Origin of the sequence: Geobacillus sp. FSL W8-0026 (genome assembly GCF_037966255.1) — a bacterium.
Taxonomy (GTDB): Bacteria; Bacillota; Bacilli; order Bacillales; family Anoxybacillaceae; genus Geobacillus; species Geobacillus icigianus.
The window spans coordinates 1,354,277-1,372,642 of the sequence record NZ_CP150194.1 but is presented as its reverse complement, the minus strand read 5'-3'; the positions used below and the strand labels follow the sequence as shown (position 1 = coordinate 1,372,642).

The 18,366-nt window shown below is 56.8% G+C and carries 21 protein-coding genes, 1 pseudogene and 1 riboswitch; of the genes and pseudogenes, 3 read left to right on the top strand and 19 right to left on the bottom strand.

Features of this window, described 5'->3' with window-relative positions; translation table 11 throughout:
- Positions 1-109: 109 nt before the first annotated feature.
- The 4 genes from NST29_RS06940 to NST29_RS06925 all read right to left on the bottom strand — a co-directional run bounded on the left by NST29_RS06940 (position 110) and on the right by NST29_RS06925 (position 3,922).
- Positions 110-643: a spore maturation protein gene (locus NST29_RS06940; RefSeq protein ID WP_033021081.1), complete on the bottom strand. Its 534-nt coding sequence runs from the start codon at positions 641-643 to the stop codon at positions 110-112.
- A complete protein-coding gene (locus tag NST29_RS06935; RefSeq protein ID WP_033021080.1) occupies positions 643-1,239 on the bottom strand; it encodes a nucleoside recognition domain-containing protein in 597 nt (198 codons plus the stop codon). Before NST29_RS06935 ends, NST29_RS06940 begins: the two co-directional genes overlap by 1 nt.
- Positions 1,232-2,377, bottom strand: coding sequence for a D-alanyl-D-alanine carboxypeptidase family protein (locus NST29_RS06930; protein WP_235207623.1), 1,146 nt, complete (start codon positions 2,375-2,377; stop codon positions 1,232-1,234). The genes NST29_RS06935 and NST29_RS06930 overlap by 8 nt, the downstream gene beginning before the upstream one ends.
- A 285-nt stretch (positions 2,378-2,662) precedes the next feature.
- A complete protein-coding gene (locus NST29_RS06925) occupies positions 2,663-3,922 on the bottom strand; it encodes a superoxide dismutase (protein WP_324699385.1) in 1,260 nt (419 codons plus the stop codon).
- A gap of 133 nt (positions 3,923-4,055) precedes the next feature.
- Between NST29_RS06925 and NST29_RS06920 the strand changes: the two are divergent.
- Positions 4,056-4,396, top strand: a pseudogene (locus NST29_RS06920) (hypothetical protein); the annotation flags it as partial.
- A gap of 206 nt (positions 4,397-4,602) precedes the next feature.
- On the opposite strand, the gene scpB reads toward NST29_RS06920, so the two are convergent.
- The gene (gene scpB, locus NST29_RS06915) at positions 4,603-5,229 is read right to left on the bottom strand and encodes an SMC-Scp complex subunit ScpB (protein ID WP_033023497.1); all 627 of its coding nucleotides are present in this window, start codon (positions 5,227-5,229) and stop codon (positions 4,603-4,605) included.
- A 142-nt stretch (positions 5,230-5,371) separates the two neighbouring features.
- On the bottom strand, positions 5,372-6,127 hold the full coding sequence (locus NST29_RS06910; RefSeq protein ID WP_033023498.1) for a segregation/condensation protein A: 756 nt from the start codon (positions 6,125-6,127) through the stop codon (positions 5,372-5,374).
- 209 nt (positions 6,128-6,336) lie between these two features.
- Here NST29_RS06910 and NST29_RS06905 point away from each other — a divergent pair, with 209 nt between their 5' ends.
- Positions 6,337-6,849, top strand: coding sequence for a DUF309 domain-containing protein (locus NST29_RS06905; protein WP_033023500.1), 513 nt, complete (start codon positions 6,337-6,339; stop codon positions 6,847-6,849).
- Positions 6,850-6,889: 40 nt separating this feature from the next.
- On the opposite strand, the gene NST29_RS06900 is transcribed toward NST29_RS06905, so the two are convergent.
- From NST29_RS06900 to NST29_RS06870, 7 genes are all read right to left on the bottom strand, one after another.
- Entirely contained in the window at positions 6,890-7,246 is a 357-nt protein-coding gene (locus NST29_RS06900) for a GNAT family N-acetyltransferase (RefSeq protein WP_033023503.1), read from the bottom strand.
- A gap of 111 nt (positions 7,247-7,357) precedes the next feature.
- Positions 7,358-7,822 (bottom strand): 6,7-dimethyl-8-ribityllumazine synthase, encoded by a 465-nt coding sequence (gene ribE, locus NST29_RS06895; RefSeq protein WP_033023504.1) that lies wholly within the window; start codon positions 7,820-7,822, stop codon positions 7,358-7,360.
- Positions 7,823-7,840: 18 nt separating this feature from the next.
- Positions 7,841-9,034 carry a bifunctional 3,4-dihydroxy-2-butanone-4-phosphate synthase/GTP cyclohydrolase II gene (locus tag NST29_RS06890; protein WP_033023505.1) on the bottom strand — a complete coding sequence of 398 codons (1,194 nt, stop codon included), beginning with the start codon at positions 9,032-9,034 and terminating at the stop codon, positions 7,841-7,843.
- Positions 9,035-9,061: 27 nt separating this feature from the next.
- Positions 9,062-9,709: a riboflavin synthase gene (gene ribE / locus NST29_RS06885; protein ID WP_033023506.1), complete on the bottom strand. Its 648-nt coding sequence runs from the start codon at positions 9,707-9,709 to the stop codon at positions 9,062-9,064.
- Positions 9,709-10,809, bottom strand: a complete 1,101-nt coding sequence (gene ribD / locus NST29_RS06880) for a bifunctional diaminohydroxyphosphoribosylaminopyrimidine deaminase/5-amino-6-(5-phosphoribosylamino)uracil reductase RibD (protein WP_081917083.1) — start codon at positions 10,807-10,809, stop codon at positions 9,709-9,711. Before ribD ends, ribE (NST29_RS06885) begins: the two co-directional genes overlap by 1 nt.
- A 211-nt stretch (positions 10,810-11,020) precedes the next feature.
- A riboswitch (FMN riboswitch) is annotated at positions 11,021-11,154 on the bottom strand.
- Between the two features lie 44 nt (positions 11,155-11,198).
- Complete coding sequence (locus tag NST29_RS06875) at positions 11,199-11,327, bottom strand: hypothetical protein (protein WP_255516077.1); 129 nt, start codon at positions 11,325-11,327, stop codon at positions 11,199-11,201.
- Positions 11,314-11,754, bottom strand: a complete 441-nt coding sequence (locus NST29_RS06870; RefSeq protein WP_033023507.1) for a peptidylprolyl isomerase — start codon at positions 11,752-11,754, stop codon at positions 11,314-11,316. The genes NST29_RS06875 and NST29_RS06870 overlap by 14 nt, the downstream gene beginning before the upstream one ends.
- A gap of 137 nt (positions 11,755-11,891) precedes the next feature.
- Between NST29_RS06870 and NST29_RS06865 the strand changes: the two genes are divergently transcribed.
- Positions 11,892-12,782 (top strand): DUF1002 domain-containing protein, encoded by an 891-nt coding sequence (locus tag NST29_RS06865; protein ID WP_033844109.1) that lies wholly within the window; start codon positions 11,892-11,894, stop codon positions 12,780-12,782.
- A 67-nt stretch (positions 12,783-12,849) separates the two neighbouring features.
- Here NST29_RS06865 and lysA read toward each other — a convergent pair whose 3' ends face one another.
- From lysA to NST29_RS06835, 6 genes are all read right to left on the bottom strand, one after another.
- Positions 12,850-14,169 carry a diaminopimelate decarboxylase gene (lysA, locus tag NST29_RS06860; RefSeq protein ID WP_033844954.1) on the bottom strand — a complete coding sequence of 440 codons (1,320 nt, stop codon included), beginning with the start codon at positions 14,167-14,169 and terminating at the stop codon, positions 12,850-12,852.
- A 302-nt stretch (positions 14,170-14,471) separates the two neighbouring features.
- A complete protein-coding gene (locus NST29_RS06855; protein WP_033023510.1) occupies positions 14,472-15,947 on the bottom strand; it encodes a spore germination protein in 1,476 nt (491 codons plus the stop codon).
- Positions 15,898-16,506 (bottom strand): stage V sporulation protein AE, encoded by a 609-nt coding sequence (locus tag NST29_RS06850; protein WP_033023511.1) that lies wholly within the window; start codon positions 16,504-16,506, stop codon positions 15,898-15,900. Before NST29_RS06850 ends, NST29_RS06855 begins: the two co-directional genes overlap by 50 nt.
- Before the next feature lie 5 nt (positions 16,507-16,511).
- Positions 16,512-16,862, bottom strand: coding sequence for a SpoVA/SpoVAEb family sporulation membrane protein (locus NST29_RS06845; protein WP_033844110.1), 351 nt, complete (start codon positions 16,860-16,862; stop codon positions 16,512-16,514).
- A 1-nt stretch (position 16,863) separates the two neighbouring features.
- On the bottom strand, positions 16,864-17,904 hold the full coding sequence (gene spoVAD / locus NST29_RS06840; protein WP_033023514.1) for a stage V sporulation protein AD: 1,041 nt from the start codon (positions 17,902-17,904) through the stop codon (positions 16,864-16,866).
- A gap of 16 nt (positions 17,905-17,920) precedes the next feature.
- Positions 17,921-18,349, bottom strand: coding sequence for a SpoVA/SpoVAEb family sporulation membrane protein (locus NST29_RS06835; RefSeq protein ID WP_033023516.1), 429 nt, complete (start codon positions 18,347-18,349; stop codon positions 17,921-17,923).
- Positions 18,350-18,366 lie beyond the last annotated feature (17 nt).

The following is an 18,366-nucleotide window of genomic DNA, read 5'->3' as shown; positions in this document are numbered from 1 at the left end:
TCTTTCATCATCTTACCCTTTCCGCGACATAGATACAAGCGCAGCGCTTCTCTTTTTCTTCATCACAAACGAAAAAAAACCCGCCGCTTGGGCGGGAAAGCGGACGCTGTCAGCGCCCGAAAACGAGCAAGACGATGAAAAAGGAAACGATCAAGCTAAGAATGTCCGCTAAAACGCCGACTTTTAACGCGTCGCCCATTTTTTTGACGCCGACGGCGCCGAAATACACCGTAAGCACGTACAGCGTCGTCTCCGTGCTTCCTTGAATCGTAGCAGCGAGGCGACCGATAAACGAATCGGGGCCGTAGGTGGCGATCAAATCGGTCGTCATGCCGAGCGCCGCCGTGCCGGAAATCGTGCGCAGAGCCGCCAGCGGAACGATTTCCGCCGGCATCCCGACCGCCTCGGCGAACGGTTCGATAGCTGCCATCAACGCATCAAGCGCCCCCGATGCCCGAAAGATCGCCACCGACACCAGCATGCCGACCAAATACGGAATAAGCGAAAACGCGATTTCGATTCCTTCTTTGCCGCCTTCGACAAACGTTTCGTAGGTCGGCACTTTCTTTGCTGTACCGTAAAGCAAAATAAAAGCGATGAGCGCCGGGATCAACCATGTGGAAAGAAGCTGGACGATGGCCATCACCGTTTCCCGCCTTTCCGCGTCCGTTTCCAGTAATAATACCGGTCGATCAATACTGCCCCGATCGTCGAAATCGTCGAGGCGACGACGGTCGTGCCGATAATTTCGCCCGGCGCCGCCGAACCGTACGTCATGCGAATCGAAATGACGGTCGCCGGAATGAGCGTAATGCTTGACGTGTTAATGGCCAAAAACGTCACCATCGACCGGCTGGCCTCATCGCGGCCGCCGTTGAGCTGTTTTAGCTGTTCCATCGCCTTGATGCCCATCGGCGTCGCCGCATTGCCAAGGCCGAACATGTTCGCGACCATATTCGAAACGATGTAGCCGAGCGCCGGATGGCCGGGCGGCACCTCTGGGAATAGCCGGCGCACAATGGGCATGAACAGGCGCGCGACTTTATGAAGCAGGCCGGCCCGCTCGGCGATGGCCATCAATCCAAGCCAAAATACTAACACACTGATCATGCCGATGCTGATCGTCACCGCTTCTTTGGCGCTTTCAAACACCGCCTTGTTCACTTCTTCCATCGTGCCGTTGATCGCTGCAAAGACGATGCCGACGACCGCCATCATGACCCAAATGAGGTTAACCATCGCTTCTCACACCTAAAAAGGAAAATAAATCCCAAAACGAGTTTTCGCCGCTTTTCTCCTTCTTATGTTCGTACAGCAGCGGCGTCTCATCCACCGCTTTATCGTGCAAATAAAGCACCGCCTTTCCGACCGCCGCTGGAACGCGATCCGGATCTTCTTTCCACTCGGCGCGCGGCTTCAGCAAATACACGTTCACCCGCAATTCGTTCTCTTCCTCGCTGGTCACGGGATATTGCAAATCGCGGGCCGCGCGCAGCCGTCCTTCATAAAACGGATCAGTGATTTTGCCGACGATTCGCTTTCCGCTCACGTTCGCGATATGATAATGGGAAAACCCGTATTCGTACATCGCGATGTGGTCGTTCCAATCGTCTGGAGCGTCCAACGTGACGGCAATCAAATTGACCCCATCTTTGGACGCCGTCGTCACCAGCGTGCGATGCGCCCGCTTCGTATAGCCGGTTTTTCCGCCGGTGCAATATTCGTAAAGGCCGGTGAGCAGCTTGTTTTTATTCCGCCACACCCTTGCACCTTCCTCTCCCGGAGGGGCGGGCGCGCGATACACTTTCGTCCCGGAGATGCGGCGAAATTCGCTGTTTTTCATCGCGTATTGCATCAAGAGCGCCATGTCGTAAGCGGTCGAATAATGGTTTTCCGCGTCATCCAAGCCGTGCGGATTGGCAAACTCCGTATCGCGCATCCCGATTTCAGCCGCTTTTTTGTTCATTAAAAACACAAACCCTTCAACGCTGCCGCCGACATGTTCGGCGATCGCCACCGCCGCGTCGTTGCCGGAGCGAAGCATCAATCCGTACACTAAATCGCGCAGCTTGATTTTTTCCCCTTGACGCAAGTAAATCGACGACCCTTCCGTTCGAACGGCGCGGGCGCTGACCGTGACGAGGTCATCCATTTTTCCTGACTCAATCGCTAAAACGGCGGTCATAATTTTCGTAATGCTGGCAATGCGCCGCTTTGTATAGGCGTCTTTGGCAAACAAAACCCGTCCGGAATGCTGCTCCATTAAAATCGCGCTTTTCGCGCTCACCCCGTTCATCGCATCCATCCGTCCCGGGATCAATGCGATGATCCCCGCAGCGAGGGCCATCAAAGCTATGAGCCGCTTCCATTTGTCCACGCGTATCGGCGAGGCTCTCCCTTCGGCGAGCGAGGGAAACCGCCTGTCCCCCTTTCCAAGTTGGGCTGACATGAGCGCGAGCGAGGAAAACCGTTGAAACGTCCAAGCCGTGCTTGGTACAAGTGTATGCGGGGCGCGGACAAATATGATGAAAAAATAGCGGCTGACCAAAAAGGGTGTCTACCGTGCAGATCGGGACCACTTATCGCGTGACAGAAGCGGTCAGTACGATATGAAAGAGGGTGTCCCACCCTTTTGGAACACCCTCCCTGTTTGGACATCCGGTTAAAACGGCGGCCAGCGCAGCTTCTGTGCCTTAGCAAAGCGCGCTTCGACATTGCGCCAATTCACCACATTCCACCAATTGGCAATATACGCCGCCCGGTCGTTTTTATATTGCAAATAATACGCATGTTCCCAAACGTCGAGCACAAGAAGCGGAATCACATCCCATTGCGCCATCAGCTGGTGTTTTTCCGCCTGCAAAATTTCAAGCCGATGCGCTCGCGGCGCCCAAACGAGCAGCGCCCAGCCCACCCCTTCCGCGCTTTTGGCCGCTTCGGTGAAATGGCGGCGAAAGGCAGCGAAACTGCCGAAATCGCGCTCGATTTGCGCCCGCAGTTCCCCGCGCGGCTCGCCGCCGCCGTTCGGATCCATATTATACCAAAAAATAGTATGCAAATAGTGGCCGGAACCGTGGAACGCCGCCTCCCGCTCCCAATGCTTGAGCAGCTCAAATCGGTTCGTGCGGCGCGCCTCGGCCATCATCCGCTCCGCTTGATTCAGGCCGTCGACGTAGCTTTGATGGTGTTTCGTGTGGTGCAGGCGCATGATTTCTTCGGAAATATGAGGTTCAAGCGCATCATATTTGTACGGCAGCGGCGGCAAAACATGTTTGCCGGGAGGAACGGCCGGCTGTCGTTCGCGCCCGAGAGAGTCCCATGATGAATCCGGAAATAGGATTTGATTCCCAGCATCCGCCACCAACGCGTTCGCTTCTTCCTTCTCATCGACAAGCGTTGATCGTTGTTCATCCTCCCGTTCGCCGTCCACCTCCGTCCGCGCTTCGGCCACGATCACCCCCGCTGTCTGGGCAGCGGCTAGCCCCGCCGCTTGCCCTTGTTCGCCGGACGGCGCACCAATGAGACGGACGGCCCGCTCGTACACCTCATCGACAAGCTGCTGCAGCGCAGCGATCGTTTCTTCGGTCCATGCATCGTTGTGTTGGTCAATGTAAGCAGACAAGGCGGAAAGCCCGATATCCCCGGCAGCCCCGCGCCACGCCAGCGCCTGCTCCACCTGTTTTCCCCACTCGGCCGCCTCGAAGGCGTAATGGCGGAGCGCCGCCGCATACACCGCATCGGCGCGGCGCTGGAGCTCGCGAACCTCCTCTTTTGTCCACGCCCCGTCATGTTCGGCGATTACGGACAGCAGCGCCGCGACTCCCTCCGTGCTTGCCCCGCGCCACGCCAGCGCCTGCCTGACTTGTTCTCCCCATTCGCTCAACTCGGCCACATACTGGGCCAACAACGTTTGATCGTCCATTTGGAAAAAACCTCCTCCTCCTCTTTTTTCGCCATATCGTATGCCGGTTCATCGAAATCGTTCTTGTCCGCATTCACCCAAATTCCCGGCCACACATACCTATAGGAGCGAGGCAACAAACAAAGACATCGCAAAAGCAATTGACATGGCCGGCTACTTGCGGGCTAACATTCACCAATTCCCGGCGCTCTCCCGCTTCCACCATCAAATCGAACTCGAGATGGCCATCTGCCAACGCTTTTTTCATGAGCTCGAAGAAATGGCATGGCAAGGGGAAGTGCTTGGCGTGCTGTCGCCGCTCATACCATATGGCCCGTAAAGTTTTCATCGGCACATGCTCGGCGTGGAAGACGATGCAAGCTCATGGCCGACCATATGGCCCGTGAAGAGTGCTACTACTTACAAAAACTTGCGGAAACGACCGGTGAAGTGAAACCGCCAACGTGCGATCCGACCAAACCGCGAACCGAATAACTGGCGGCAACCGTTTCTCCAGCGGCTCGGTTAGACAGAAAAAAAGAGCGGTTCGCAAACGAAAACGAAAGCGCACGCTCTCACGTCAAACGGAACGTTTCTCTCCGGTCAAACCAAAAAGCCGCGCTGCTCACTCCGGCAGGCGGCAAACGTCCATGAGCGCTCCCCTTCCTCGATCAGCTGTTTTTCTTTATTTTACCATACGGCTATGGTTCATCGCTCCATTGTTCTGTCAATTTTTCAAAAAACAAATCCGCCTCCCGCTCCGGCTCGTGATCGTCCGCCCATTCCGGCAGCGGCGGCAGCTCCTCGAGCGTTTTCAACCCGAAATAATCGAGAAATTCGGCCGTTGTTCCATACAAAATCGGGCGCCCTGTTCCTTCCGCGCGCCCGACTTCTTTAATGAGCGCCCGCGCCATCAGCGTCTGCAGCGGCTTGTCGCTTTTCACCCCGCGAATCTCCTCAATTTCAGCGCGCGTAATCGGCTGGCGGTAGGCGATAATGGCCAGCGTTTCGAGCGCGGCCTGCGACAGCGGCGATGCACCCGGAGCTTCGACAAGCCTCTTTAAATAAGGGGCGTGCTCTTTTTTTGTCGCCAGCAAGAATACGCCCCCCAGTTCGATGAGTTGGATGCCGCGCTCTTCGCGCTCGCAGTCTTCTTGCAGCTTCGCGAGCACCGCTTTCGCCTCCGCCTCGTCGATTTCGAGCACGGCGGCGATTTGGGCGAGCGACAACCCTTCATCGCCGGCGGCGAACAAGAGCGCCTCCACAATCGCTTGCGCCGCTGGCTGTGAGCCAGCCGTCCCCGTTTTTCCTGCTTCTTTTTCTTCCATCACTCGTCCGTCGCGTCCGGCCGTCGAGCCGGCGCAACCTCCTCCTTTCCCGTTGTTTGCGCTCCGTCATCACCTAGCGGCGTTGCCCCCATCCGGTGCGGTCTCGCCTGCAGCCGTAAACAGAAAGCGACGGATGGGCGTCTCAGCCGCTCGGCCTAGCCGCGAGAAACAAATCGCTGAAATTTCGCTCTTGTTCCACAATGATTTCGTTTTGCTTAATCAGCTCCAAAACGGCTAGAAACGTCACCACGATATAAGCGCGGTCATAGACGGGAAATAAATCATAAAAGTTTTTCCGCCCGTTCGTCTCTCGCAGCTCCTGCAAAATCTCTGCCATTCGCTTTTCAACAGAAAGATCTTGGCGGGCGATTTTGGCCCGCAGCGGTTTTTGCAGCTTCTTGCGGCGCAGCAGTTTTGACAGGGCGCCAAGCATATCATACACGTTTACATCGAGCGGCGCCGCCTTTTTTTCATCGGCATAGGCGCTCAAATCGCTCGGCGGTTTCGTAAACAAGAGCGCCCGCTCTTCTTCGCGCTGTTTCAGCGCACGCGCCGCTTCTTTAAACTTTTTATATTCGAGCAGCCGCTGCATCAGTTCTTCGCGCGGATCCACGTCGTCGGTGAACTCCAGTTCGCCGTCGCCAGCCTCCTCTTCCGGCGCCGGCAGCAACATTTTGCTTTTTAGGGCGAGCAGTGTGGCCGCCATGACCAGATATTCGCTAGCCATGTCCAACTCCAGCTCTTGCATGGCGTGAATGTACGCCATATACTGCTCGGTGATTTGCGCCACAGGGATGTTATAAATATCAATTTCATAACGATGAATCAAATGCAAAAGCAAATCGAGCGGCCCTTCAAACGCTTCAATTTTCACATTGTATGACAATTGCACATCCATCCCACCATTTTTTTCGGCGCGCCGCCTCAGCGGCTTCCGTACGTACAGCCCATTTTATTGTATCATAATCAGGCGGCGGGGCGAGCAGAAATCGGTTGCTTTTTTGCCCTCGGCAGCGATGCGGCGTATAATGAAAGAAAAACGGCGCCCGCGCTTCCCGGCTGAACGAGGGAAGGCGAAGGCGGCGATGGGGAAAGGAACGGTGAGGCGTGTACCCGAAAGCGTATATCGACTATTTGGTCCATTTTCACGGCGACCGCGATTATTTTGAATGTCATGAACTGCTAGAAGAACAATGGAAGCGAGACGGACGGCCAAACGGATGGCTCGTGCTCATTCAAATCGCCGTCGCCTTCTACCATTATCGGCGCGGCAACATGTCGGGGGCGCTCCGCCTCATTCGGCGAGCGCAGGCGTTGCTTGAGGAGGCCCGCGGAATGATTCGCCAACTCGGCCTCGATGATCAGGCGCTCGAAGCGCTCCTTGGCGACACCGCCGCGCGAATCGTCCGCGGCGAACCGTACCGAAGCGTCGAGCTTCCGATTCGCGACCGCTCGCTTTACGAGCAATGCCTCGCCGCCTGCGCCAAACAGCAGCTCGCTTGGGGGCAGCCAAGCGACCTTGGCAACGTCGATGTGGTCAACAAACATCAACGTCGTGACCGTTCGGGCATTCTCGCTGAGCGCGAACGAAAAAAACGGGCGAAAGCGGAGGGGAAATAGATGCCCCTCCGCTGCCCGCAGCCGCGCCGCACTCGTTCCCTTATTCATGGCAGGCGTTGCATTTATCCAAAAACGAAGCCGTCCACTCGTTCGCACACAGTCGACGGTCAGGATACGTCTCTTTCAACGCTTTGACCATCTGCTTTCCGATCCCTTGGTGGCGGTGCGATGGGTTGACGCTAATGTGCTGAATTTCCACCACATCGGGAGCGCGCAACAGGACGCCAATCAGGCCGACGATATCCTCGTCCTCTTTCCATAAAAACAGCTGCCAGTCATCGTTCGTCTCATACTGTTTGATCGTCTGCTGGAGCCGTTTCAAGTCCTTTTCCGTCGGCATAAACGACAGCAACCCCATGGCGATTTTCTCGTAGTTTTTTCGATAGCGGATGAACATAAAAATCCCTCATTATCGACAAACATGCTTCCGAACAGGAAACGTTTTTGTCATTTTCTCTATACGTATTATAAACATTCTCACCGATATTGTGAACCGTTTCCTGCTTTTTTACGCAAATGCCCGCAACACGTTTGCCATTTCGATGGCCGACACGGCCGCTTCCCAGCCTTTATTGCCTGCCTTGGTGCCGGCCCGCTCGATCGCCTGCTCGATCGTGTCGGTCGTCAAAACGCCGAAAATGACCGGGACGCCGCTCGCAAGCGCGGCCTGAGAAACGCCTTTGGCCGCTTCACTGCAGACGTAGTCAAAATGGCTCGTGGCGCCGCGGATGACGGCGCCAAGCGTAATGACGGCGTCGAACTGCTTCGATTCGGCCAGTTTTTTCGCCACAAGCGGAATCTCAAACGCGCCCGGCACCCAGGCGACGGTGATGTCATGATCGCTGACGCCGTGTCGCGTCAAACCGTCAATCGCCCCGGACAACAGTTTGCCGGTGATGAATTCGTTAAAGCGTGCAACGACGATGGCGATTTTCAGTCCTGTACCAACGAGATGGCCTTCAATGACGTTCATCATTCGTTCCCCTTTCATCTAAAAATGAAGCATATGCCCTAATTTTTCGTATTTCGTGCGCAAATACTGTTCGTTTTCCTTTTTCGGTGGCATCTCGAGCGGCACACGTTCGACGACCTCGAGCCCGTGCCCTTTTAAGCCCGCGATTTTGCGCGGGTTATTCGTGAGCAGACGCATTTTCGTCACGCCGAGGTCTTTCAACATTTGCGCCCCGATGCCGTAATCGCGCAAATCGGCCGGGAAGCCGAGCTTTTCGTTCGCTTCGACCGTGTCATAGCCTTGCTCCTGCAGCTTGTAGGCGCGCAGCTTGTTCATAAGGCCGATGCCGCGCCCCTCTTGGCGCATGTACAGCAACACTCCGCGCCCTTCCGCCTCGATTTGCCGAAGCGCCGCGTGCAGCTGCGGTCCGCAATCGCACCGGTAAGAGCCGAACACATCGCCCGTTAAGCATTCGGAATGGACGCGCACGAGAATCGGCTCGTCCGGGGTGATCTCTCCTTTGACAAGCGCCACATGCTCTTTTCCGTCGAGCACATTCGTATAACCGATGGCGCGGAATTCGCCAAATTCGGTCGGCAGCCAGATGTCCACTTCGCGCTTGACAAGCTTTTCCCGCTCGCTCCGATAGGCGATCAAGTCTTTGATCGTGATCATCTTCAAGCCAAACTGGTCAGCCATCTGCCGCAAATCGGGAACGCGCGCCATCGTTCCGTCTTCTTTAATGATTTCGCAGATGACGCCGGCCGGCGCCGCCCCGCACAGCCGGGCCAAGTCAACAGCCGCTTCCGTATGGCCGGCGCGCCGCAGCACGCCGCCTTTTTTCGCAATGAGCGGAAAAATATGGCCTGGCCGCTTGAAATCGCTCGCTTTGACATTCGGGTCAAGCAGCGCCTGAATCGTCGCCGCCCGCTCATGAGCGCTAATGCCGGTCGTTGTCGTTTTGTAGTCGATGCTCACCGTAAACGCCGTGCCGTGCGCATCGGTGTTATGGGCAACCATCGGCTCTAAGCCGAGGCGTTCCGCCAACTCTTCCGTGATCGGCACGCAGACGAGCCCGCGACCGTGCGTAATCATAAAATTAATGATATCCGGCGTCACCTTTTCGGCCAGCGCGACAAAATCCCCTTCGTTTTCCCGGTCTTCATCGTCGCAGACGATGATCACTTCTCCGTTGGCAAGCGCGGTCAGCGCCGCTGCGATGGAATCAAACATCAGCCCAGTGCCCCCCCTTTTTCCGGCTTATTTGTACCCGTGCTGCTCTAAAAAGTCAACCGTCAACCCGCGCGCTGGCGGCGCTGCTTTGGCGGCAAGAAAAGCGGCGACATATTTGCCAATCATGTCGCACTCAATATTGACGAGGTCGCCGGGCCGCTTTTCACCTAAAATGGTGGCCGCCCGTGTATGAGGGATCAGCGAAACGGTGAACGTGCGCTCGCTCAACCCGAAAATGGTCAAACTTGTGCCATCGACCGCCACCGATCCTTTCTCCATCATATACGCGCGCAGTGAAGCCGGCACTTCGATTTCATAATAAACCGCGTTCGCTTTCGGCCACTGGCGAATGATGCGTCCGACGCCGTCCACGTGCCCGCTGACGAAATGGCCGCCAAACCGCCCGTTGGCCGCCATCGCCCGCTCCAAGTTCACCTTCGATCCGGGCTTTAGCGTCTTCAGCGCCGTCGCTTTCACCGTCTCCGGCATGATGTCAACCGTAAACCGGCGGTCGTCAAACGATGTGACGGTGAGACAGACGCCATTGACAGCGATGCTGTCGCCAAGTTGCACATCTTCAAGCACCCGCTTGGCGCTGATGGCCATGACGATGGCGTCCCCGGTTGCGTTCATCCGCTCGATCGTGCCGATCTCTTCGATGATGCCGGTAAACATCACGCTTCCTCCTTTCGCTTCGGAACAGCGGCGATTTTCACGTCCGGACCGATCCTTTCGACCCGCCGGATGTCAAGCTCGAGCGCTTCGGCGAGACGCGGGAAGCCGAGGCCGCCGATCGGCGTAGGGGCATCCTGCCCGCCGATCAGCTTCGGGGCTATGTAGGCCACCACTTCATTGACCGCTCCCGCGCGGAGAAAGCTGTCATGGACGCGCGAACCGCCTTCTACAAACAGCGACATCACCTTCTGTTCGCCGAGCAAGCGAAGCACATCGCCGACCTCCACTCGATCGGTCGGCAGCGACACGACGCGCACGCCCCGACGCTCGTATGCCGCCGCTTTTTCCCGACTGGCGCCTCGGCCGGCGATGATCCACGTCTCCGCCTCACGGTCGGTGACGACGTGGGCGTCAAGCGGGGTGCGCAAGCGGGTGTCCAAAATAATGCGCAGCGGGTTTTTCCGCTGTTCCCCGATGCGAACGGTGAGCTTTGGGTTGTCCGCGATCACGGTGTTGACGCCGACCAAAATGGCGTCATGCTGGGCGCGGAGACGATGGACATCCTCACGGGCCGCGCTCGATGTGATCCATTGGCTTTCCCCTGTCGCCGTCGCGATTTTGCCGTCGAGGCTGCACGCGTATTTCAGCGTCACAAACGGCGTCTTTGTCGCAATGGAATGGAAAAACATCCGGTTGAGTTCATCCGCTTCTTCTTTTAAGATGCCAACGTCGACGTGAATGCCCGCTTGGCGCAGCTTGTCAATTCCTTTTCCCGCCACAAGCGGATTCGGATCGGTCGTGGCGACGACGACGCGGCGGACGCCGGCTTCGATAAGCAAATCGGCGCACGGCGGCGTTTTGCCGTAATGGCTGCACGGCTCCAGCGTCACATACACCGTGGCGCCGCGCGCTTTGTCGCCGGCCATACGAATCGCATGCACTTCGGCGTGCGGCTGTCCGGCTTTCAAATGGGCGCCAAGCCCGACCACTTCCCCGCCGTTGACGACAACCGCGCCGACAAGCGGGTTCGGCGATGTTTGTCCGCTGCCGGCTTTCGCGACATTCAACGCCAAGCGCATGTAATCTTCGTCTCGATACACGGCTTTCACCTTTTTCTTTCGCAAAAATAAAAATCCCCGGAACGACTCCGGGGCTTTGGGATGCGAGAGAATGAGTCATGATGCGCATAACAGCGAACAAAACATTCGTTCGCCTCCTATGGCTGCACGTGCCGTCTAGACACCGTTGCCCTGTTGGCCGCCGAGGGCTGCCCGCTTTCGGCACAGCGCCATCAGCCACCATGCGCACATCGCCATCCTTCTCCCATCCAGACTATACTGTCGGCTCCGGAATCGCACCGGATCGTGCCAATCAGGCTCGCGGGCTGAGAGGCGCGTCGCCTCATCACCGCCGGTCGGGAATTTCACCCTGCCCCGAAGGATGCATCACCATGCTGTTTTTATTATACCATGTCAGCTTCCAAGCGTCATCATTTGACAATCCAAATCCAATACGCTGCCCCCCATAACAGGCTGGCCGCTACCAATAGGAAAAACAGCCGCCAGTTGTTGCGCCTTGTCCGCTCATCGTCCCCCGTCGGCCGCTTATTGTTCGTCAAACACTTTCACTTCCTTCATCACATCGCCGTTTTTCATCGCCTTGACAACGTCCAGCCCAGACGTTACTTGGCCGAAGACGGTATGCATCCCATCGAGGTGCGGCTGCGGCTCATGAACGATGAAAAACTGGCAGCTGCCGGTGTCGCGGCCGCGGTGCGCCATCGAAATCGCCCCGGCGACATGGCGGTGTGGGTTGTTGTCCGTCTCGCACGGAATCGTATAGCCGGCATCGCCCGTCCCGTTGCCGCGCGGGCAGCCCCCTTGGCTGACGAACCCGGGAATGACGCGGTGGAAGGTTAATCCGTCATAAAATCCTTCATTCGCTAATTTTTCAAAATTGGCCACCGTCACCGGCGCCTCATTCGGAAACAGTTCGAATTCAATTTTCCCGCCGTTTTCCATCAAAATATACCCTTTTTTCGCCATGATGCTTTCGCTCCTTTGCTTGTGCCTAAATCGCTTCTATCATACCATGGATGATTGGGGGAAAGAAAGTCAAAGACAAAAACGGCGGGGATACGATATAATGATAGTGCATGTTCCATGAACAGGAGGCGAGCTAGGTGAAACGAATGATCGCTTCATCGCTGCTGGCGGTTATCATGCTGATGTTGCCGGCGATCGCTGCGGCCGATGCGGCACCGGGCGACGTCATTGTGACGCTCGGCGAAAATTTAACAAGCGACCAAAAGCAAAAAGTGCTTGAAGAAATGAAAGCGCCGGACGGGGCGCAAACGATCACCGTCTCGAACGCCGAAGAGCATAAATATTTGGGCGGGCTCATCCCGAAAGCCCAAATCGGAACGCGCGCCATTTCTTCGTCCATGATCACGATTCGCGAACCCGGCTCAGGGCTGCGTGTTGAAACCCACAACATCACATGGGTGACGAAAGAGATGTATACGAACGCCTTGATTACCGCCGGGGTGAAAGACGCGGACATTTACATCACCGCTCCGTTTCCCGTTTCCGGCACCGCGGCGCTGACCGGATTGATGAAGGCGTATGAAATTTCCTCGGACCAAGCCATCCCTGATGATGTCAAAAAAGTGGCGAACGAGGAAATGGTGCAAACGGCGAAGCTGGCTGATTCGATCGGTCCGGACAAGGCGGTCGCTTTGCTGGCAAAAATCAAAGAAGAAATGGCCGCCAATCCGCCGCAAACGGATGCCGATTTGCGGGCTCTGATCGAAAAAATCGCCGCTGACCTCGGCATTACGCTGAGCGAGAATGAAATCAACAGCCTTATGTCTCTCCTTCATAAAATGCAAAACGCCAATATCAACTGGGATCAAGTCAATGACCAGCTGAGCAAAGCGAAAGAACAGCTGTCAGCGTTTTTGCAGTCGAAAGAAGGAAAAACGTTCATTCAAAACGTGATCGACATCTTGAAAGAGATTTGGAACGCGATTAAATCAGCATTTTCCTCGAGCTACAGCCAAGATCAGCAATGAAAATCGGCGCCCGCAAGGACAACGGGCGCCGATCGGTTGTCAAGGCCGCTTCCCAAACCGGCGGCCTTCACTTTTTCACTTTCGTTTTCCAAGGCAAATCATACTGAATCAAATCGTCATACGTCTCCCGCTTCACAACGAGCTGGGCATCGCCGTTTTCAACAAAGACGACAGCCGGGCGCGGCAGGCGATTGTAGTTGTTCGCCATCGAATAGCCGTACGCTCCCGTGCAAAAAACGGCTAAATAATCGCCCGGTTTCGCTTCCGGGAGCGCCAAATCCCAAATGAGCATATCGCCTGACTCGCAGCACTTTCCGGCAATGGATACGACTTCCGTCCGCTCTCCCCACATCCGGTTGGCGAGCATCGCTTCGTATTTCGCCCCATACAGCGCCGGGCGAATGTTGTCGCTCATGCCACCATCAACGGCCACGTACGTTCGGACGTTCGGCACGTCTTTGCGCGAACCGATCGTATAAATCGTCGTGCCGGCATCGCCGACAAGCGAGCGCCCCGGCTCAATCCAAATTTCCGGAAGCGGCAGCTCATATTCGCGGGCTTGTTTTTTCGCTTCCTCAACGATGCAATCGACGTACATCGCCACGGGAATCGGATCATCCTCTTCGGTATAGCGAATGCCAAATCCCCCGCCAAGGTTGACCACTTCGGGGACGAAACGGTGCTCGCGATTCCACTCGGCCAGCTTGGCAAACACTTTTTGCGTCGCGAGCACAAATCCGGCGGTTTCAAAAATTTGCGAGCCGATATGGCAATGGACGCCCAACAGCCGAAACGCCTTCGCCGACATCACGCGCCGAAACGCCTGATCAGCTTGTCCATTGTGCAAATCAAAACCAAACTTCGAGTCCTCTTGTCCTGTTAAAATATAGTCATGGGTATGCGCTTCAACTCCCGGCGTGACGCGCAGCAAAATCGGCACCGTTCGACCGGAGGCCTCTGCCAGCTCTTCGATCAACTCCAACTCGTAAAAATTGTCGACGACGATGCAGCCGATGCCGGATTCGAGCGCCATCGCCAGCTCCTCCCGGCTTTTGTTATTGCCGTGAAAATGGATGCGCTCCGGCGGAAATCCGGCGACAAGCGCTGTATGCAATTCCCCGCCCGACACGACGTCAAGCGACATCCCTTCCTCGGCGGCGAGCTGCACCATGGCGATGGAAGAAAACGCCTTGCTGGCGTAAGCGACCTGCGCCCGCACGCCATGGCGGCGGAACGCTTCCTGAAACGCGCGCGCCCGGGCGCGGATCAAGGCAACATCATAAATGTAAAGCGGCGTGCCGTACGTCTCAGCCAGTTCGACGACATCGACGCCGCCGATTTCCAAATGTCCTTTTTCATTGACGCGGCTTGTTCCATGCAAAAACACGACCATCCCTCATTCCTCATCAAAATGGCGCACGAAAAGCCAAAAGCCGTTGGCCGCCGACAGCGACCCTGAAAAAACAAAACCGCAGAGCAACCGGCTCTGCCGCGCACTAGGCTGCGATTCGGACATGCCCGTTGGCGCGTTCGCACCAAAACGAACGTCCGCTTCACCGCTCGGAAAAGGCGGTAAATATCAAATATTACGTTATCATAATGACAAAAAAGTTGCAATAGCGCCAACAGCGAAAAAGCGGCCGCCCATCCATGCCATCGGGAGCGGCCGCCGGGTAAAGGGGCGCGGGATCACGTCGGTTGTTTTTGCCGGTCCTGCGGATGGACGATGCTCGGACGCACTTTCGCCCCGGCGGCGGAACGGCGGACGATAATTTGCATAAACGCTGCCGGATCGAACGGAATGAACGGCCATAAATACGGGGTATTGAGCGAGCGAATGCTGACGAGCCAAAGCAAATAAACGGTCGTGCCGATGACGAGCCCCGGCACGTGAAACAGCGCGACAAAAATAACGAGAACAAGCCGGGAAATTTTATTGGCGACACTCAATTCGTAGCTCGGCGTCGCAAAAGAGCCGATCGCGGCCACCGCGACGTACAAAATGACTTCGGGCACAAACAAGCCGACATCGATAGCGATTTGCCCGATGAGGACGGCGGCGATTAAGCCCATAGCCGTTGAGAGCGGCGTCGGCGTGTGGATGGCGGCCATGCGCAGAAATTCGATCCCAAAATCGGCCAACAAAATTTGCACGACAATCGGGATGTTCGTTTGTTTGTTCGGGCCGATAAACGCCCACGATTTCGGCAACAGCGACGGATCTAAAACGAACAGCACCCACAGCGGCAGCAGAAACAGCGACGACAAAATGCCTAAAAACCGCACCCAGCGGACAAACGTTCCGACCCCCGGCGACTGCCGATACTCTTCGGCGTGCTGGACATGGTGGAAAAACGTCGTCGGCGTAATGATGACGCTTGGCGATGTATCGACCATAATGAGCACATGCCCTTCAAGCAAATGCGTCGCCGCCACATCAGGCCGCTCCGTGTACCGGACGAGCGGATAGGGGTTGTAGCCTTGCTTGACTAAAAACTCTTCAACCGTTTTGTCGCCCATGGTCAAGCCATCAACATGGATTTGTTGAAGCTCTTTTTTGATCAGCTCAACCAGCCCGGGGTCGGCGATATCTTGAATATAGGCGATGCATACGTCTGTTTTCGATCGCTCACCGACTTGCAACATTTCAAAGCGCAGCCGCTCGTCGCGGATGCGTCGGCGGGTGAGCGCCGTATTGACGATAATGTTCTCGACATAGCCGTCGCGGGCGCCGCGCACCACTTTTTCTGTGTCCGGCTCCTGCGGCTGCCGGCCCGGATAGCTGCGGACGTCGACCGCAAACCCGGTCGATTCCCCTTCGACAAGGACGATGATCAGCCCGGAAAGCAGCTTATCGACGGCCTCATCGAGGCTCATCACCGGGCTCACTTGCTGATGGACAAGCCGATTTTCAATGATTTTCCACGCTTGCGATTCTTGCCGTTCATCATCGTTGACGCGCACGATTTGCTTCAATAATTCGATGATGTATTGCGTGTCACATAAACCGTTGCAGTAATAAATATGTACTTCCCGGTTTAAGACACGAATTTTTCGCACGCCTAAATCAAAGCTTGTGCCGACGCCGATTCGCGCCTGCAAAAACTTGGCATTGTCAATGAGATTGCCCGCTATCGGCGTCTTCTTTTTTTCTTTTTCCGCCATGGCCACCACTCCTTTCAAGAATCAACTCAACCGCTTTGCGCGTAATGGGTGCCCCATGTTCGGCACGGTCGCGGCGCCCCATTTTTCCGATGTCGCCGATGCCGACAATCAGCGGGATGTTCAGCTGGTCAAGACAGTAGACGGTATCGCCGTTGATGCGGCCCACATCCAAATCGCGGATCCCTTCTTTATCGACCCCGTATTCGGTCATCACGCCGTCGCGGTCGATGCTCACATGCACCTTTGTCCATTCGTGCTGATGCGTGTTGGATGCAACCGCCAGCGCGCCAAGCACCTCGATTTGCTCGTGCGTCGCCACATAGCGAAGCGCCTCTTCGCCCGCTCCCTCACCGATGGCGCCACAGTCGTCAAACATCACAAACACCGGATCGTGCGGCGTCTGCAAAATCAGTTTGACGAGCTCCTCGCCGCTCAACTTGGTCGGATTGCCTCGCGAGCAGGAGATGCAGCGGCCGCCGACGTCGGCGGCGACCCGTTCGATCGCTCGGCAGGCGAATTCGTCTCCGTCCGTCACTAAAATGACCCGTCGTTTTTCCATCGTCTCTACCCTTTCGGTTTGCAAATAAGCGCCGCGGCAAACGAACCCGCCACCATAAAAGCGAGCAACGCGCCAGCGAAGCGGAAGACGGCTCCCCCGGTCGCGACAAGTCCGGTTGGTTGCGGCCCGACCATGACGCCTTTCGCGAAAACGTAGCCCAACCCGCTTAACGGCAACATCGCCCCCGCACCGACCGAAGCGACCCATCGATCGTATACGCCGCCAAACCCGAGGATGACGCCGAGGACGACCAACAGGCTGGCCACCCCGGCCGGCGTCCATCGGCCGCGGTCGATCAGGAGCTGGGCGATGACGCATACAAGCCCGCCGGCCAAAAACGCGCGGACATATTCCATCTCACATTCCCCCCGATCGTGGCCCATCCGGCTCTTGCCCGGCCGCTTCGATGACGACACCGTGAGCGATAGCCGGGATCGACTGTTTTTGCTGCACCATCGTTTGGCTCAACAGCGCCCCGGTCGCGACGACAAACAGACGGCGAAACGCACCGCGGGCAAGTTCATGAAGCAAATAGCCGTACGTGACAACGGCCGAGCACGCACAGCCGCTGCCGCCGGCGAACACCTTTTGATCCGGCCGGTAGATCATCAGCCCGCAATCGTTGTACATCTCGCTGACGTCATAGCCCGCTTCGGCAAGCAGCTCCCGAACGATGACGCTGCCGACGCGCGACAAGTCGCCGGTGACAATCAAGTCGTAATCGCTTGGCGATGCGCCTAAGTCGCGGAAATGCTGCTCGATCGTATCGGCCGCAGCCGGAGCCATCGCCGCTCCCATATCGAGCGGATTGGTCAGCCCGGCATCGATCACTTTGCCGATCGTCGCCGCCCGGATGCGCCAGCGCCCCGGGGTGCGCCCGATGAGCGCTGCGCCGGCGCCGGTGACCGTAAACGTCGCCGTTTTCGGCTTTTGCACTCCGAGTTCGGTCGGATAGCGAAACTGCCGTTCAGCCGTGGCGTTATGACTGCTTGTCGCCGTGAGCGCCCGATCGGCCAATCCGCCGGCAACCAACGCGGCGGCGGCGGCCAACGTCTGCATCGAAGTGGAGCAGGCGCCAAACAAACATAAAAACGGAATCGGCAGCTCGCGAGCGACATAGTTGGATGTAGCCTGTTGGTTTAACAAATCGCCGGCCAAAAACAGATCGACCTCTTCAGCGGAAACGCCCGCCTTTTGCAAGCAGCGGCCGACCGCCTCCCGCATCAGCCGCCGCTCGGCCAGCTCCCACGTCTTTTCCCCGCAATATAGGTCGCGATAACAAATATCAAAATACTTTCCGAGCGGCCCATCCGCTTCCAACGGCCCGACCGCCGCCGCGGCCGCTTGAATGTAGACTCCTTCATCAAACAACCACGTCTGTTTTCCGACGCGCTTCATGGCGCCCCCCTCTTTCCTACGGCCAGAACAGACCGAGCACATAGGCGGCAATCACTCCGTAAATGATCGCCGCGCCGCCGGCTTTCAACATCTGCCCGCCCACCCCGGCCATCCACCCTTCGCTCCGGTGCTCGATGGCGGCGCTAGCGAGCGCATTGGCGAGCCCGGTAAGAAGCATCGTCGCCCCCGCGCCGGCGAATTGGCTAATGTCATCATATTTTCCGACAGCGGTCAGTCCGATCGCCAATCCAGCCATGACGATCGACGCCCATAAATGGGCCTCGAGCGCTGAAGTGGCAAACGTACCGCCATACCAATTAGCCAGCCATTGCGCCAGCGCGCAAAGCGCCCCGCCGACAAGAAACGCTTTTCCCGCATTGGCCGCGTACGGGGGAGAAGGTTGGAACGCTTTGACTTCACGGAGATAATCGGTTCTCAATCCCACGTTTTCGTCCCCCTTTG